The sequence below is a fragment of the Photorhabdus sp. CRCIA-P01 genome, assembly GCF_003545805.1.
GTDB classification, from domain to species: Bacteria; Pseudomonadota; Gammaproteobacteria; order Enterobacterales; family Enterobacteriaceae; genus Photorhabdus; species Photorhabdus antumapuensis.
This window is the reverse complement of sequence record NZ_NMQR01000001.1, coordinates 217,738-235,142: the sequence shown is the minus strand read 5'-3', so window position 1 is coordinate 235,142 and position 17,405 is coordinate 217,738. Positions and strand designations below refer to the sequence as shown.

Sequence of the window (17,405 nt, the reverse complement as noted above, 5' to 3'; positions counted from 1 at the left end):
TGTACCACATCGTTCCAACGGTGCTGGCGAATCCATTCATATGTGTACTCATCTTTATCGTCGTGGGCTAGTTTTATTTATTTTTATAGCTAGCCAATATTGCGGTATCTTGAATTTTGTTGTGTGAAGAATTTAATTTTTTTGTGTATGGAGTGAGAGGCGGAATGTAAGGCGGTGAGAGAGGTAGGAGTCCCATACCTAGTTTTCTCATGTCTGCATGAAAGTAACAAGCTAATTCAAATTAACCAATCCAACTCTTATTGAAATAATGGAGATAATCATGTCCAATATCACTAAATCCTTAGTTCCAGCTATCGCTTCTCAATTCTTTGTGCTGAAGCATGGTACTGATAATTATATGGAACCACAGACTTGTGCTATTACTGCTTTCGGTATCTTCTTAATGATGGACTATATCGATAGTACGGACATTGTACCACTTGACAAAATGACAGAATATGTGGCAAAAGCTATTGCTAAAGCTAATACATATAACAACGATCATACACTGGACCTTAAGCATTAAGTCTCTCGAAAATACCCTCCAACCCATTATTTTTATTGGATTTTCCTTGGGGCAACTTCAACGCATTTTTGGCGAGATATTTCAGGGCCCAATCCAGATGGTGTTCTATTTCCGACCCGGCATGATGAATAATCGCGCCCAATATCGGCAACAACCAGACATCAACATTTTTGGCGGCTTTAAGAAAGGAAACTGAAGGCAAAAACTGCCTCGCCAGACTATCAACGCCAGCAGACTTGCCCAGATGAGCCCTTCCGCTATCGCTTTCTGGCCGGTCGCAAAACCTGTCCAATGGGTGTGGGATTTTAGTTCCCTGAACAGCAGTTCGACCTGCCAGCGACAGCGATAGACCGCCATGATGTCATCTGCGGTAAAGTGGGATGGTGGCAGATTGGTGAGCCAAAAACAAAAGCGTTTTAGTGGGGCCGAACGGCTCTAAAAGTTGGAGGGGATGGCTCATTACGCACCATGGCAATCCCTTTTTTATCTGAATTTACTTTTTTTCAAGGCGCCCAAAAAGCTTATCTGAGAAGCTGGGTATAATCTGATCGGGTTCGATATGGTAAATCGGATATACATCTACGATGCTGACATAAGCCAATGCAGCTATCCTTGCTGATGCGTAATAGAATCTAGTTATATTGATATCCGTTAGTTCTGTTCCTTTTTCGGATATTTTTTTGAACTATTTCCTTGGCAGCTTCAATTCTGAATTGAAGCTGCCTAGTTGTTTCCGTAGCTTCTGTATCTGCTTTTTGAGTGCATATTTCTATATCTATCTCTTTTGAATAGAAATTATATACACACTTAAAATTGTCATCTGTGTTTGTATCTTCTTTAAGGCATTTCTTAACTGAATCTCTTTTAACAATTTCCGATTCTTCAGTTAAGGGCGCTTCTTTAGAATATCTATTCCTAATATCTTTAAGAGTCTCATAGTCTCTGTAAAAAGACTTATAAATTTTTCCCTTCTAATACATTGGATAACAATTGTCGATATGATAAAGTCGAATTCCTCACCTTTTAATGCCTTGTTTAGGGCAGAAAATGAAGGTCTTACTTATTAATCCCAATCAGGATCAGATGTTAACACAATAAATTCAATTTCTGCGGGTTCGTTATTGCTGAGATTGATAGCTTCAACTTTATAATAGTAAATAAGGTCAGGAGGTGCTGGAAGCGTTCTGGTTTCTCCGGGCGGGATATCTATAGAAATATATTGATTATAATTCCCAGATGGAGGTGCCCAGTAATTTACAAGCCTAACTGGTGCTGGGCCATTGTTTTTTATAATTGCATCATTGTGTATGAAAGGGATTAATATATTGCCTTTATTATAAATTTCAAAGGTCTGATTAGGGTTTATATATATTATTGCCATTTTATTGTTTCCTTATTGTTACGGTTACTTAACTACCTATATAGCAGATAATTTATCGATGAGATTTAACTTAACATTTATATCAAACAGTTAAATATTGAATTTTATCAGTGATATAAAAGGAATAAGGTAAACATAAAGGTGGTAAGCAGAATTTCTGCGATATAATTAACATTCAGTAGATTATCATTATGTTGTGGTAAAGTGGTTAAATCCAATATTAGCTAAAATCTTATCCTAACTGGAGTAATTGTTGCACGTTATTCTTCTAAATGAACAGTGAAGAGAACCCGGAACGTACACGTAGTACGTGAGGAGTAATTCGTTTCGTTCATCCACCACTCTGTACTCAAGTGCATTCAAAAGCTATCGCTTTTGTCGGAGTACTGCTTGGGTTCGCTCTTTTTTATAGAAAAGAATGATAAATAGAATAGCTCTAATTGGGATAAGGAATTAAGATGGATATATTAAATGATATTTATAATCAGGAGATAAATTTGGTCATGAAAAGATTGGATAATTGAATATGAAAAATGTGGGATAGTAAAAATCGTAATGAATTATTTAAAGGCATTCGAGTTTTATTTATAGAGCAATAATATTACATTTATTACTTTAATCCAGAGTCATTTAATTCTATTTTTATATAGTAATTATACAAGAAGAGAGTGAAATATGATGTATTCAGTTAAAAGTGTTCAATATCACACGTTGGTAAATGCACTTAAAAATATTAGGTCAGCATATTCTAAATAGAGTGAGAGTAAAGTCTATCTTGTTTGATAGCTCTATCATGGTTGAATGTTTTGTGATCAATGCTTTCACTTACTGCATAGACATTAGAATGGGTGATTTAAGTGTGTGATGGTATTTTTGTTAAACCCTATTTTTACCCTTTTTTTGAGATGTATTGTAACTTGTTGATTTTATAGTAAAATTAATTATCTCTTATAAAAAGGGTTTTTCACTTTTTAACAGATATGCTATTTAAAAATCATCAGGTTAAAGTTAATATGTAACTGTGCACTGCCGTACAGGCAGCTTAGAAAGATAACCAATAATGACGCTGCCGATGTAAGCGTGCACTGCCGTACAGGCAGCTTAGAAAAAAAAATGGACGGATACGATGGATCGAGCATCGTGCACTGCCGTACAGGCAGCTTAGAAATATATTCCCAATATGCAGGATCACCAATTTCAGTGCACTGCCGTACAGGCAGCTTAGAAAACTCGGAAATGAGCTGTAATTAGTCAATTGGCGTGCACTGCCGTACAGGCAGCTTAGAAACAAGTCTCCGTCCACTTCATTAGCGAGTGCACGTGCACTGCCGTACAGGCAGCTTAGAAAATTGAATTTCCGATTGCCCGGTAACGGTGACCGTGCACTGCCGTACAGGCAGCTTAGAAATTTGTTTACCCACTATATTTCTGTGAGGCATAGTGCACTGCCGTACAGGCAGCTTAGAAATGATATTCGGCCATCGTCAATGCGACGCCTTTGTGCACTGCCGTACAGGCAGCTTAGAAATGAATCGGCATACGGTTTCATCATATTGTTAAGTGCACTGCCGTACAGGCAGCTTAGAAAAATTTCTTCGTAAAGAACGTGACAGATATAAAGTGCACTGCCGTACAGGCAGCTTAGAAAGGATTGATGCAAGATATCGCTGATAAGACAGAGTGCACTGCCGTACAGGCAGCTTAGAAATCAAACTTAAGCCAAGTTCCCCGTTCTGAAAAGTGCACTGCCGTACAGGCAGCTTAGAAATACAGTAAGGACTTTTGAGATGAAGATTAAAAGTGCACTGCCGTACAGGCAGCTTAGAAATTAACCTGATTCCTGATCCCCTTAACCCTATAGTGCACTGCCGTACAGGCAGCTTAGAAAGCTGGTTATATTTGATACTGACACATATTTCTGTGCACTGCCGTACAGGCAGCTTAGAAAATTGATTGTAAGCCACCTTTTGTAGGTATAACGTGCACTGCCGTACAGGCAGCTTAGAAATTTACTTGCGTTGCTTCAAATAAATCGGGGAAGTGCACTGCCGTACAGGCAGCTTAGAAAAGAAGCGACGAGCGCACCCATTGAGGGGGTAGGTGCACTGCCGTACAGGCAGCTTAGAAATAACCTGATTAATTATCATTACATCATAACGAGTGCACTGCCGTACAGGCAGCTTAGAAAACTACACCCCAAAACCACTTTTACCGGAGGTAGTGCACTGCCGTACAGGCAGCTTAGAAATTCAATTGTATATGGGTGGCACCATGACCGAGGTGCACTGCCGTACAGGCAGCTTAGAAATTTTTTCGGCGGTGCCTGAAACTCAGCGTCTCGTGCACTGCCGTACAGGCAGCTTAGAAACCCCGGCCATCCGGTACTAATTGATCACAATGTGCACTGCCGTACAGGCAGCTTAGAAAATATGATTAACTCACCGCAGCCCACTCGAAATGTGCACTGCCGTACAGGCAGCTTAGAAACTTTTTCATATATCCAAATTTCTCTATTGCTTTGTGCACTGCCGTACAGGCAGCTTAGAAATGATAGGTTAATGCCTGATATTTCATTAGGAAGTGCACTGCCGTACAGGCAGCTTAGAAATCTACGCTCAGTTACTATAAACTTAGTCCAGTGTGCACTGCCGTACAGGCAGCTTAGAAATGCGGAAATAGTCGAGAAAAACGGCGAGTTATGTGCACTGCCGTACAGGCAGCTTAGAAATCATAACAATTAAGCTCAATGTTCGGGAGCATGTGCACTGCCGTACAGGCAGCTTAGAAACCATAAGGCTGTGCGTCATAAGTACCTTTATAGTGCACTGCCGTACAGGCAGCTTAGAAATGATTTAAACCCATTAACCCCGGTATTGGACCGTGCACTGCCGTACAGGCAGCTTAGAAAACAATGAACTTGTGAAAAATTGGCTTGATGATGTGCACTGCCGTACAGGCAGCTTAGAAAACAAACGCGGCTTACATCAACGGCAAATACCCGTGCACTGCCGTACAGGCAGCTTAGAAATCGATTTATCCCGTTCGGGGCTCGCGCATGGGGTGCACTGCCGTACAGGCAGCTTAGAAAAGAAGACATGTTCTCAGCATCTCGGCGTGATAGTGCACTGCCGTACAGGCAGCTTAGAAATGCCTTAATTGCCATAGCGCATAAATATAAAGGTGCACTGCCGTACAGGCAGCTTAGAAATTTTAAGTCAGCGTACAGGTTGTTACCCATCTGTGCACTGCCGTACAGGCAGCTTAGAAAAATAACATTCAGTGCGCCAATTAGCATGGCTTGCGCACTGCCGTACAGGCAGCTTAGAAATGTAGGAAACTACAAGCAGAATGAAAAATACTGTGCACTGCCGTACAGGCAGCTTAGAAGTTGGGTACTACTAACGCGCATTAATCCAAATAGTGCACTGCCGTACAGGCAGTTTAAAAATAGAAAGTTTTCCTTATTCTCCTAAACTATCAAGTATGCTGCCACACAGATAGCTTAGAGTATAATTATTCCTGTTTAGGGCAGGCACCATTCTATAAGTCAGTAAAGAATTGTAAATTCTTTTGATTTACATCTGTGATATTTTACTTGTGTAAAATTTATGCATAATATTTACCATAAATGAAATTAATTATTTAGGTAATTCTTAAATTATGGATAACAACTTTTCTCCGAGTGACCTTAAAACTATTTTGCATTCCAAACGTTCGAATATTTATTACCTGCAATATTGTCGAGTATTAGTTAATGGTGGCCGTGTGGAATATGTCACTGATGAAGGAAAGCAATCACTGTATTGGAATATCCCAATTGCAAATACCACCGTTATCATGTTGGGAACGGGTACTTCTATTACTCAGGCAGCAATGCGTGAATTCGCTAAGGCGGGTGTTTTAGTCGGTTTTTGTGGCGGTGGTGGTACACCGCTATTTGCGGCTAATGAGGTTGAAATTGATGTGTCTTGGTTGACACCACAAAGCGAATATCGTCCTACAGAGTATTTACAAGATTGGGTGAGTTTCTGGTTCGATGATGAAAAACGATTAGCGGCAGCGATTGCTTTTCAAAAAGTTCGCATTGCACAAATCCGTGAGCATTGGTTAAGTAGTCGAATGCTTCGAGACAACTCTTTTATGTTTAATCGTGAGAGTTTATTGTCGTTACTTACACGTTATGAGCAGAATCTTGCAAATTGTCGCGATAATAAAGAGTTAATGGCACAAGAAGCTGTGATGACTAAAGCGTTATACAAACTAGCTGCTAATGCAGTAAGTTACGGCGATTTTGTCCGGGCAAAACGCGGCGGTGGTGTCGATTTGGCAAACCGTTTTCTTGATCACGGTAATTATCTGGCTTACGGATTGGCGGCTGTTGCAACTTGGGTCATTGGTTTACCACATGGTCTGGCGGTGTTACATGGTAAAACCCGTCGTGGCGGTCTGGTCTTCGATGTTGCTGATCTGATTAAAGATGCGTTGGTATTGCCACAAGCATTTATTGCGGCAATGGCTGGAGAAGATGAACAAGAGTTTCGCCAACGCTGCATTAGTGGATTTCAAAAAGCCGAGGCATTGGACACCATGATTGATGCCTTGCAAGCAACTGCTCAACAACTGAGTCAGGTGGCACGATGAATATTCTCCTAGTATCTCAGTGCAACAAACGAGCACTAACAGAAACCCGCCGAATTTTGGATCAATTCGCTGAACGTAAAGGTGATAGAACTTGGCAAACGGCTATCACACTGGAAGGTTTAAATACTTTGCGTAAGCTATTGCGTAAAACGGCACGTCGTAATACAGCGGTTGCTTGCCATTGGATAAAAAGTGGCGGCCAAACTGAGTTGTTATGGATTGTCGGGAATTTGCGACGCTTTAACTCGCGAGGAGTTGTACCCACGAATACGACACAGCGTGATGTACTAAAAAGTCAGGATGAGAATCATTGGCACAGTGTCGAAGCTATTAGTTTGCTGGCAGCAATTGCCGGGTTATTTCATGATTTTGGTAAAGCTAATGTGCTATTCCAGCAAGGTTTACGGGGTAAAGGGCGATTCCAACCGTACCGACATGAGTGGATATCTTTGCGGCTGTTTCGGGCATTTGTTGATAAGCAAAATGATAAGGAGTGGCTGACTTCGTTAAGCCAGATTGATTGTGGTGATGAGGATAAGGTACTTTCCCGTTTGGTTAAGGACGGTATTGATTCCTATGTAAAACCTTTTGCTAACTTATCGCCATTGGCAACTACTGTCGCTTGGTTGATCCTTTCTCATCATCGTCTTCCTGTTTATCCTTCTTATGACAGTAATTATTCAAACGAACCGCAATTGAAATACATTGATAATTGGTTGACTAAGTACTTAGAACCATCGTGGAACTCAATCAACATGGATAAGGAGGGCTGGAGTGATCAGGATAAGCGTGATGTCTGGACATTCCCAAATGGTACACCTATCCGTAGTCAGACTTGGCGTCAGAAAGCCCAAAAATTTGCGCGAAGAGCGCTGCAATCAACGTCATTATTGCAATATGGTGATCTGAACCAGCGTTTCACTAGCCATATGTCTCGGCTGGTTTTAATGCTGTCCGATCATCATTATTCATCATTGCCTGCAACTTTGGGTTGGCAGGATATCAGCTATGATGTATTTGCTAATACTGATAGAACCACCGGCAAGTGCAAGCAGCGGTTAGATGAACACAATATCGGTGTTGGGCAGAATGCTTTATTACTAGGGAGAAGCTTGCCACATATCCGTAAAACGCTACCTGCAATTTCTCGCCACAAAGGATTTAAACAACGCAGCAAAGATGAAAAATATCGCTGGCAGGATCAAGCGTTCGATGTTGCATGTGCTCTGCGTGAGCGTTCAGTGGAACAAGGCTTTTTTGGCATTAACATGGCTTCTACGGGTTGCGGTAAAACCTTTGCTAATGCACGCATCATGTATGGATTATCTGATGAAAAACAAGGGTGCCGCTTTTCTATCGCCTTAGGGTTAAGAACATTAACGCTACAAACCGGTGATGCGTTACGTAAGAAATTGCATTTGGAAGAAGATGACCTGGCGGTACTGATTGGTTCGCAGGCAGTGAAGGAGTTACATCAACTTCGTCAAAAGGAGCTTGAGCCTGATGTAGGTAGTATGTCCGCAGAAGCGTTATTTGCAGAGCATCAATATGTTAGTTATGACGGCAGCTTAGATGATGGGCGTCTGAGTCATTGGCTACGTAAAGGTAAAAATAAAGATAATAAACTTAATAAGCTGCTTAGCGCACCTGTGCTAGTAGCGACCATCGACCATTTAATTCCCGCCACTGAGGGTATTCGTGGTGGAAAGCAAATTGCACCTATGCTGAGATTACTCACTTCTGATTTGGTGTTAGATGAACCCGATGATTTTGATATTAACGATTTGTCGGCTTTATGTAGGTTAGTGAACTGGGCCGGGTTATTAGGTTCGCGGGTATTGCTTTCATCAGCCACATTACCGCCTGCGTTGATTCAGGTATTGTTCAATGCTTATCGGGCTGGACGCCAAGATTACCAGTTAGCATGTGGTCAGCCGGGTGCTCAGGTTAATATCTGTTGCGCTTGGTTTGATGAATATGAAACAACTCAACAGGATGTGGTCAATGCATATCAGTTTCAGGAACAGCATAATATTTTCGTTAATAAGCGTATTGGCAGGCTTAAAAAAATAGTGCCATTGCGTAAAGCTGAACTTGTACCGATTATTTCTGAAAGTTGTGAAGTTAATAATGTTATTAATACTATCGCCGAAGTGATGCATCACTCTATATTGAAATTACATGAGGAACATCATCAAACTCACTTATCGGGTAAAAACGTCTCTATTGGTTTAATCCGTATGGCAAATATTGATCCATTGGTTGCTGTTGCACAGCGGTTATTACAGATACCATCTCCTCAAAATGTACGTATTCATTATTGTGTCTATCACAGCCAGCATCCTATGGCGATACGTTCTCATCTTGAACATCGGCTGGATTCAACGTTGACACGATATGATGAAGAGTCATTGTGGCAAGTGACGGAAATTCGCAAAGCATTAGAGAAGATGCCAGAGAAACATCATATTTTTGTGGTAATAGCAACCTCTGTAGCAGAAGTAGGGAGGGATCATGATTATGACTGGTCCATTGCTGAACCCAGTTCAATGCGCTCTCTGATACAACTTGCCGGACGTATTCAACGCCATCGGCAAAAAGAGCCACGGATGCCTAATCTGCATATTCTGGCGAAAAACTATAAGGCACTTACATCGACTAATTTAGAGCATCCGGCTTATTGTCGCCCAGGGTTTGAATCAACAAGTTATCGTCTTACCAGCCATGATTTACATGAATTACTGGAGCCTTATCAATATGAACTGGTCAGCGCATTGCCAAGAATAAAGGAACGCGATAATGCTGGAGATAGTTCACCTTTTGAGAATTTGGTTGATCTTGAACATCAACGTTTATGGGAAGAACTTCAAGGTGGCTCTGATAATGAACACGGTTATTGCTCAGCTCTTTGGTGGCGTGAACAGGCTTCGTGGTGTGCGGAACTCCAACGTCATAAACCGTTTCGTCAGTCAGAACCTGACGAATTATATTATTTGTGGCTTGAAGAAGAAGGTGAAGAAGCGAAGTTTATGGCTCTGGACAGCGGTTCGGTAGGGATAAAAGAAAGTGGGGCGTTTGACTATGTGCCAGAATTAGAGTTCGCACCAGGTGTGAGTGCCTGGATTGAACTTGATACGGAGACAATTTACCAGTATTTGGCTGATACTTATGAAATGGAGTTAAAAAACGTAAGCCAACATTTTGGTGAGATTCGTCTTAGGATAAAAGATGACGGAGAGGCATGGCGCTATCACCCGTTTTTAGGGGTGTTTAGAGAAATTGGTTGAATAACATGCAGTATTTTTAGGTAATAATCGTGGTGATTGTCGTTCGATTCGATTATATTAAGCGAATCGAACGGTATTTACGAGACTACAAATATGTATGCACTTTCTGCCAATGAAGCTAAAACTCACTTTGGTGATATGTTGTTAAGAGCACAGCGTGCCCCAATCCAGATTAATAAGAACGGCAAGCCGGTCGCTGTTGTTTTATCAATGGATGAATATGAAAACATCGAAGCGCTCAAGCTTCAGTTTTTGAAATATCGAGCAACCCAAGCCAAAGCTGATATTGAAGCAGGCAACCTAGTTGATGGTGAATCGTTTTTTGATGAACTAGAGACAGGTAAATACGACTAATGCCTATCCTCTATCGTTTAACACAGGATGCCCAAAGAGATCTGATCGAAATCCGCCAATTTACCATGAAACAATGGGGGACGGCTCAATCACAAAAATATCTGTTGGAACTACGAAAAACCATTCGCCTGCTTGCCGATACTCCTTTCTTAGGCAAGTTTAAGTCTGATATTGGAACGGATATTTTGAGTTTTCCCTATGCCAGCCATGTCATTTATTACGTAGTGCATAAGTGGCAATTAGTAGTGTTCGGTGTGCTGCACAAACGAATGGTGCCGTTGAACCACCTAGCCGAGCGAGAAGTGATTTAATGTGACTGATTGTTTTGAATTGAGACTAGAGATGGAAAACACTAAATGTATTTGTCTGTTACCACGTACGGAAGTCGAAGAATTTTATGCTCGTCTGAGTTTAATGCCTATGGATAACATCTGTATTTTGTATTAAACCTATTATAGAACGAGAAGTACTATGAAAATTCCATATAAAATTGCGGGTTACCCTTTAAAAGTACTTAAAGGAGGAAGATTTTTTTTAAATAAATTGAACGTTGAAGGAGATAAACTATCTAATGAATATGTCATTGATGATGAGATGTTTCATGGGTATATTCATCTTGAATTGGCAGAAGAAACAAGTTTAATACCATGACTTGATTGATACCCTATTTCTCATTACCACAGCGATAATTTAGGGTGAGAATATGGTGATTTTTAGGTATTTTGTTGTGAAATATACAGAGGCAAAATCTTGGTAAAAGGAATGAACAGAATAAATTAAAATACCCTGGTTAGGATGATGAATGTAGGGCTGGAGTATTTATTGGTCGGTGGTGATGTACCAAGTCGTGTTTTCGCGCTAAATTTAGCGAGACACTAAGTGTCTGGATTGAACTTGATACTGAGACAATTTACTAGCATTTTGCCGATATTTATGAGATGGAATTGCCGGATGTTGGCTTACATTTTGGGGAAATTTGCTTTAGGGATAAATATGATAAGGATGTATGGAATTACCACCCATTTTTAGGGGTATTTGGCGCACCTAGTTGAGTGCGCCGCTGCCTGTCCGGCAGTTGGTTTCTACTTAAGACTAAAGCAACATGTTTCTAAGCTACTTGCACAGTAGTATCCATACGGTAAGCAATTAAAAAATTAAATGCTATATGTTTATACCTAGTAAAGACTAAAACGACATGGGTTGACTGTTTTTCTGGTGTAGTATAAGGTGTAGTTGTAGACCATTCATTTTAGGAAAACAGCTATGAAAAGAAATCCGAATAGGAAGCAAGGAAAAGCAAGAAATTTGCTGAGTATAGTTATCATGTTACTTATATATTTGCCTTCAGTAACTGACTTTCATCAGGAGTCAGGTATTGTTCAAATCCAAAAAGTAATCACGGTATCTGTTGCTATCAGCCAAAGTCCTGCTAACCAGTAGAGTGATTGGAATAAACATGATGCTATCTTTCTGTTTTTAGGGAGATAGCGCATTCTGATAACCAATATTGATAAGGTGAAATAAGAGGTTATGAATGAAAATGGGTTAAGTCGATTCATTATCGATTATATCGAAAGCCGTAAGCAACCAAAGCTAGAAGCTTTTGATAAAGAGGCTGAAAAGAAACTGGCAAAACTAACCTCTGCGGAAGATATTTCGCTAGTTAAACAAAAGTTAGATGAACAGCGTAACGAATTGGAAAAGCGCTATGAAGTTAGAAATTGGCTAGATGCTGCTGCAAATCGGGCAAAACAGATCAGTCTGGTAACACATGCTCTGAAATTTACTCATAGTGATGCAAAGGGTAGTAGTATTTTTGCAATATCGGAAAATGGAAAAAAAAATATTGAATATCTTTCTACTACTGCTTTGAGTAAACCTGCAATAGATGCTGTAGGAAATGCTGCGGCTTTGGATATTGCAAAATTATTGCAAACAGAATACCAAGAAGATTCATTGGTGGTGTGTTTAAATCGGGGAGATTATTCAGCATTAGCTGAATTGGCGGAAAATGAACAGCAACTTGAACGTTGGGTGAATGGATTCCGCCAAGCTTTGTCAGATGAAACGCTTTCCTCTCATAAACTAGCAAAGCAACTTTATTTCCCGGTAGATGGTGAATGTGCTGAGTATCATTTATTAAGTCCACTATTTTCGTCATCTCTGGCTCATGCTATGAATCAGCGTATCGCGGAAGCCCGTTTTGGTGAATCATCGAAAGAAATTAATAAGGCAAAGAAAGAAGAACGTTGGCATTCTGAAACTAGAGTAATTTACCCCAATACGGCTGTACAGAATATGGGTGGAACTAAGCCGCAAAATATTTCTTATCTTAATAGTGTGCGAGGTGGACGAGTTTGGCTTTTATCTTGTTCTGCTCCTAACTGGCAAAGTAATATTAATCTTCCAGAACGGCACAGATCTATTTTCGAACAGCGAAGTCAGTTTGTTCTGTTATCCTACCGTACTGTCAGATTGATGCGACAATATCTATTTCGGGTACAGAAACGTACGGAAGAAATCCGGCGGAATCGGCAGGCATATGTTGATGAAATTATCGATATTTTATTTAATTATGTCGCTAGCATACAGAATCAGGTTGAATTTAAAGGTTGGAGTGCGAATTGTGATTTAAAACGTTCTCAGCAGCTTTGGCTTGATCCCTATCGTTGTCAACAAGATGAAATATTCAAATTTGAACGTGAAAGTGGAGACTGGAAAAAAGAAATTGCCGACGATTTTGGTCTCTGGTTGAACAACGAATTGCGCCATGAACGGTTAGAAGTTGGATTGACTGAACGTAATGAGTGGGCCTCTGTGTTTAAAAAACGCCTACGTGAATTTGAGGATGAATTACCAGAGGTACCGTTATGAGTTATTTGATTGTTTTGCGCCATGTTAAAGTAGAAAACGCGAATGCAGTTGCAGGTTTAACCTATGGTTTTCCGGCAATTACCCATTTCCTTGGCTTTACTCATGCACTTTCACGTAAGCTACAACAAAGCCACGACTTAAGATTGGAAAATTGTGGCGTTATTTGTCATAACCACCAACTGCATGCTCATCAGTCTGATCCAATTAGAGATAAGGTTTTTACCTTAACTCGCAATCCACTAACCAAGGAAGCAGAAACCTCTGCATTTAATGAAGAGGGTCGAATGCATATGACAGTTTCTTTATTAATAGAATGTTCTGGTGAAATTGCTGGTGATGCAGAGGCGAACGAATTGGAACAATATTTACTGGAAATATGTCCAACTCAGAGACTAGCAGGTGGTACTATCACTGAAATTGCTAAAGTGGATGTTATTGCTTTTCCGCAACAAGAACAGGCAACCCGTAAATTAATGCGTCGTTTACTGCCGGGTTTTGCCTTGTTAGATCGCTCGGAATTGTTAGCTAAACACTACGAGGAATTAAAACAGGATAATCCTCAGGTAGAAATGATTGATGCCTGGCTTGATTTTTCAACTATAAAAATGCGGGCTATTCCTGTTCAGGATGATAAGCAACCTGAAATTGGTGATCCTGCATATTGGGAATATATTCCTAAACCCGGTTCTGGATATTTAGTTCCTCTGATAACAGGTTATCAGGCAATATCGCCGCTATATCCCGCCGGGAAAGTAGATAAAACCCGTGATCCTAATACTCCATTTTGTTTTGTTGAAGCAATCTACGGAGTAGGTGAATGGAAAAGCCCGCACCGTATTGACGATATTCGCCAGTTACTCTGGTGTTATGACTACCAAGAGGGAGTCTACAGGTGTTGTAATCAACAGACTGTTGCCCGTCAATCCAAACCTAATAAGAAAGTAAGAATAATCGACTGATTAATTTAAAGAAGGATATCTACATGTCTAAATCAACTATTAAAACGGCTTCTGTACTGGCGTTTGAACGTAAACTTTCTAACTCTGATGCTGTTATGTTTGCCGGAAACTGGAAACAAATTGACGGTGAATGGCAACCTATTGCTATTCAGGAAAAAGCTGTCCGAGGGACGATTTCTAACCGCTTGAAAAACGCTTTAACCAGCGATCCGGCCAAACTGGATGCTGAGATTCAAAAGGCGAATTTACAACGCGTTGATGTTGCTGCATTGCCTTTTGATTCTGATACTCTGAAAGTGAGCTTCACATTACGGGTGTTAGGCAATCTTTCAACACCATCAGTATGTAATGATCAGGATTATCAAGCTGAACTGGCAAACGTGATCAACAGTTATATCGCTGAACATGGTTTTAAAACACTTGCAGCACGTTATGCAGAAAATCTGGCTAATGGACGGTTTTTGTGGCGTAACCGAGTTGGAGCAGAAGAAATTAAGGTTCGCGTAAGTGGTAAGAGTGGCAAATGGTGGGAGTTTGATTGCGAAGATTTCAGTTTACGTGAATTTGGTAAGGTAGAAGATCACTTAGCTGAACTTGCTACCGAAATTGAGGAAGGATTAGCAAGCGATAGATCAACATTTTTCAACGTTGAGGCTTTTGTTCGTTTGGGGCATGGGCAGGAAATTTTCCCTTCTCAAGAGCTAGTTCTCGATAGTAACAGTAAAAAAAGCAAAGTGTTGTATCAGGTAAATGAAATTGCTGCATTGCATTCGCAAAAAGTGGGTAATGCGCTCCGCACCATAGATACCTGGTATCCAGACGCTACGGAGTTAGGTCTTGGCCCAATAGCGGTTGAACCTTATGGTTCTGTCACCAGTCGTGGTAAGGCTTATCGTCAGCCTAAAGTAAAAATGGATTTTTATACTTTGTTAGATAACTGGGTCGTTAAAGGAAAAGTACCAGAAGTAGAGCAACAGCATTATGTTATGGCGATACTGATTCGTGGTGGCGTTTTTGGTGAAAAAGGTGAATAAGGGGACACAATGGATTATTACTTTGAAATCCGCGTCCTTCCTGATCCTGAATTTAGCCAGCAAAGTCTGATGGAGGCGTTATTTGCTAAGCTGCATCGGGCGTTAGGACAAGTAGGTAACGGGCGTATTGGGGTCAGTTTTCCGGGAGCGAGAAAAACATTGGGGGACACGCTGAGGATTCACGGTGTAAACGAAGCATTAAATGATTTGCAGTCGTTATCTTGGTTAAAAGGGCTCCGGGACTACACTGAAATGACTGATATCCAGCTGGTACCTCAAGATACTCGATATCGTCGTGTGAGCCGAGTGCAGGTAAAAAGCAATGTTGATAGGATTCGCCGTCGTTCGATTAAAAAAGGATGGTTAACGGAAGAACAAGCTCGGCAGCGCATTCCTATCAGCAAAGAGCAACGTACCAATTTGCCGTTTTTGAATCTTAAGAGCTTGTCATCAAGGCAAAGCTTTCCGTTATTTGTTGAACAAGGGCCAATAGAGGAAGAACCAGCATCAGGTGTTTTTAGCGCTTATGGATTAAGTGCATCAGCTACCGTACCTTGGTTTTGACTCTTTTTTAGCGATTAATGGTAACCTATTGATTTATATATAAGATTAAACTCTACTTATAAAAAGAGTTTTGCTTTAATGGCAGAACTCTTTTTCTTCTCTCAATATAACCTTAATATCAATAATGTGTGTTGAGGTTCCTATCTTAGGAAATAATTGAGGTATTGAGGACGATATGCCCGTAGGAAAATAATTTGGCTTTTCCTAATAAATGTACTCGATCTCCGTGTAATTCACACACAATGTCTCCACCGCGTTTTGACAATTGACGTGCATACAATCTCTGTTTATTTAAACGGTTACTCCAAAATGGGGTTAATACACAATGTGATGATCCGGTTACTGGATCTTCTGGCACGCCTTTAGCGGGGGCAAAATATCGGGAAACAAAGTCAATTTGTTGTTCACCAGGTGCTGTTATGGCAACTCCAGGTAAAGGCAGAGTGGCTATTTTGTCAAAATTGGGTTTTGTATTTAGAATCTGTTCTGCGGTTTCGAGTAAACAAACATAGCGATTGTCAGAAACAAGAAGCTCGGATATTTTCTGGCCTAGTGCATTTTCGATATTTTCTTGCAGAGATGACTCTTTTTTGTAAGTCGCTTTGGGTAAATCAAGTGTATAAGTACCGTTGTCATGATAAACGGCAATATCGCCGGAACGAGTCTGGAATACGATAGGGTTATCAGTAACGGATAGATGTTCAATCATTACGAACGCGGTTGCTAATGTTGCGTGCCCACACAAATCTACTTCAACTTTGGGTGTAAACCAACGTAGGTGGTTACCGACTAAAAAAGCAGTTTCAGAGAGGTTTACTTCTGTAGCAATTGATAATAGCGCTTCATCTGGAAGCCAGTTATCTAATATAACAACAGCGGCGGGGTTGCCAGAAAATTGGCGATCTGTAAATGCATCAACATGATAGATGGGTAGTGAAATCATTTGCATCTCTCTTAAAATAGGGTTAGTCATGAAAAAGGGATCAATGTTCTTAATTTTATTCAAAAATTACCCGCTATTTTATACAACTATATGTAATCGGGAAGAGAGTAAGCCGCTCAGTTTTAAGATATTTAGTAAAAACCGCCGTAAACCCTTGCCCAGTGCGAGGATATCGCAAAAGGTTAAGGTCACTTTACCGAAACATTGGGTATTGTTGTATTAACCAGATATGCGACCCTATTTTGACCCTTTTTTTGTGTCTGATTTTAACTTATTGATTTTTATATCATATTATATAATGCTTATAAAAAGGGTTTTTCTGCTTTTTGTCATTATGTTCTTTAATAATCAGTAAATTAAAGTTAATATCTAACTGTTCACTGCCGTACAGGCAGCTTAGAAAACTTCGCTACTGATGTTTGGGTCATTGGCATAGTTCACTGCCGTACAGGCAGCTTAGAAAAAAAAATCCAACCCTCGTCCCAAATTTTAATATGTTCACTGCCGTACAGGCAGCTTAGAAAGCTATGGCAACGAAAACCAGCACTGACGAGTTCACTGCCGTACAGGCAGCTTAGAAATGGAATCCAAGCCGGAAAGCAATACTTAAAGTGTTCACTGCCGTACAGGCAGCTTAGAAATAACCAAAGAGAACGGGCCGATGATTGCCAAAGTTCACTGCCGTACAGGCAGCTTAGAAAGGCGTTAAGCGGCAGGTCCGAAGCCCAATCTGGTTCACTGCCGTACAGGCAGCTTAGAAATCATATCTAGCTGTAATTGACTGGCCTCATCCGTTCACTGCCGTACAGGCAGCTTAGAAAGATTGGAGTAGCAATAATGGT

At 40.6% G+C, this 17,405-nt stretch carries 13 protein-coding genes, 1 pseudogene and 2 CRISPR repeat arrays (1 of these 16 running past the window's edge); of the genes and pseudogenes, 11 read left to right on the top strand and 3 right to left on the bottom strand.

The window, feature by feature from the left end:
* Nucleotides 1-280 precede the first annotated feature (280 nt).
* Complete coding sequence (locus D3222_RS01215) at nt 281-526, top strand: hypothetical protein (protein WP_118984468.1); 246 nt, start codon at nt 281-283, stop codon at nt 524-526.
* On the opposite strand, the pseudogene D3222_RS25775 reads toward D3222_RS01215, so the two are convergent.
* Nucleotides 516-943: pseudogene (locus tag D3222_RS25775) on the bottom strand (transposase); the annotation flags it as partial. The gene D3222_RS01215 and the pseudogene D3222_RS25775 sit on opposite strands and share 11 nt — an antisense overlap.
* 646 nt (nt 944-1,589) lie before the next feature.
* Nucleotides 1,590-1,907: a hypothetical protein gene (locus D3222_RS01205; protein WP_118984466.1), complete on the bottom strand. Its 318-nt coding sequence runs from the start codon at nt 1,905-1,907 to the stop codon at nt 1,590-1,592.
* 1,021 nt (nt 1,908-2,928) lie between these two features.
* Nucleotides 2,929-5,355: a CRISPR direct-repeat array (repeat unit 28 nt; unit sequence GTGCACTGCCGTACAGGCAGCTTAGAAA).
* Between the two features lie 212 nt (nt 5,356-5,567).
* Here D3222_RS01205 and cas1f point away from each other — a divergent pair.
* The 10 genes from cas1f to cas6f all read left to right on the top strand — a co-directional run bounded on the left by cas1f (nt 5,568) and on the right by cas6f (nt 15,620).
* Entirely contained in the window at nt 5,568-6,548 is a 981-nt protein-coding gene (gene cas1f / locus D3222_RS01200; protein ID WP_118984465.1) for a type I-F CRISPR-associated endonuclease Cas1f, read from the top strand.
* Nucleotides 6,545-9,835: a type I-F CRISPR-associated helicase Cas3f gene (cas3f, locus tag D3222_RS01195; RefSeq protein ID WP_118984464.1), complete on the top strand. Its 3,291-nt coding sequence runs from the start codon at nt 6,545-6,547 to the stop codon at nt 9,833-9,835. The genes cas1f and cas3f overlap by 4 nt, the downstream gene beginning before the upstream one ends.
* A gap of 93 nt (nt 9,836-9,928) precedes the next feature.
* Nucleotides 9,929-10,189 carry a type II toxin-antitoxin system Phd/YefM family antitoxin gene (locus D3222_RS01190; protein ID WP_118984463.1) on the top strand — a complete coding sequence of 87 codons (261 nt, stop codon included), beginning with the start codon at nt 9,929-9,931 and terminating at the stop codon, nt 10,187-10,189.
* Complete coding sequence (locus D3222_RS01185) at nt 10,189-10,500, top strand: type II toxin-antitoxin system RelE/ParE family toxin (protein WP_118984462.1); 312 nt, start codon at nt 10,189-10,191, stop codon at nt 10,498-10,500. Before D3222_RS01190 ends, D3222_RS01185 begins: the two co-directional genes overlap by 1 nt.
* 160 nt (nt 10,501-10,660) lie before the next feature.
* Complete coding sequence (locus D3222_RS01180) at nt 10,661-10,840, top strand: hypothetical protein (RefSeq protein WP_118984461.1); 180 nt, start codon at nt 10,661-10,663, stop codon at nt 10,838-10,840.
* A 612-nt stretch (nt 10,841-11,452) separates the two neighbouring features.
* Nucleotides 11,453-11,629: a hypothetical protein gene (locus D3222_RS24910; protein WP_157975265.1), complete on the top strand. Its 177-nt coding sequence runs from the start codon at nt 11,453-11,455 to the stop codon at nt 11,627-11,629.
* A 90-nt stretch (nt 11,630-11,719) separates the two neighbouring features.
* Nucleotides 11,720-13,063 (top strand): type I-F CRISPR-associated protein Csy1, encoded by a 1,344-nt coding sequence (csy1, locus tag D3222_RS01175; RefSeq protein ID WP_118984460.1) that lies wholly within the window; start codon nt 11,720-11,722, stop codon nt 13,061-13,063.
* Nucleotides 13,060-14,022 (top strand): type I-F CRISPR-associated protein Csy2, encoded by a 963-nt coding sequence (csy2, locus tag D3222_RS01170; protein WP_118984459.1) that lies wholly within the window; start codon nt 13,060-13,062, stop codon nt 14,020-14,022. The genes csy1 and csy2 overlap by 4 nt, the downstream gene beginning before the upstream one ends.
* Before the next feature lie 23 nt (nt 14,023-14,045).
* Nucleotides 14,046-15,056 carry a type I-F CRISPR-associated protein Csy3 gene (gene csy3, locus D3222_RS01165; protein ID WP_118984458.1) on the top strand — a complete coding sequence of 337 codons (1,011 nt, stop codon included), beginning with the start codon at nt 14,046-14,048 and terminating at the stop codon, nt 15,054-15,056.
* A 9-nt stretch (nt 15,057-15,065) separates the two neighbouring features.
* On the top strand, nt 15,066-15,620 hold the full coding sequence (gene cas6f / locus D3222_RS01160; protein ID WP_118984457.1) for a type I-F CRISPR-associated endoribonuclease Cas6/Csy4: 555 nt from the start codon (nt 15,066-15,068) through the stop codon (nt 15,618-15,620).
* A 145-nt stretch (nt 15,621-15,765) separates the two neighbouring features.
* Here the strand turns inward: cas6f and D3222_RS01155 are convergent, their stop codons facing one another.
* Nucleotides 15,766-16,563 (bottom strand): PhzF family phenazine biosynthesis protein, encoded by a 798-nt coding sequence (locus D3222_RS01155; RefSeq protein ID WP_198672719.1) that lies wholly within the window; start codon nt 16,561-16,563, stop codon nt 15,766-15,768.
* A gap of 375 nt (nt 16,564-16,938) precedes the next feature.
* Nucleotides 16,939-17,405: a CRISPR direct-repeat array (repeat unit 28 nt; unit sequence GTTCACTGCCGTACAGGCAGCTTAGAAA); it runs 1,418 nt beyond the window's last position.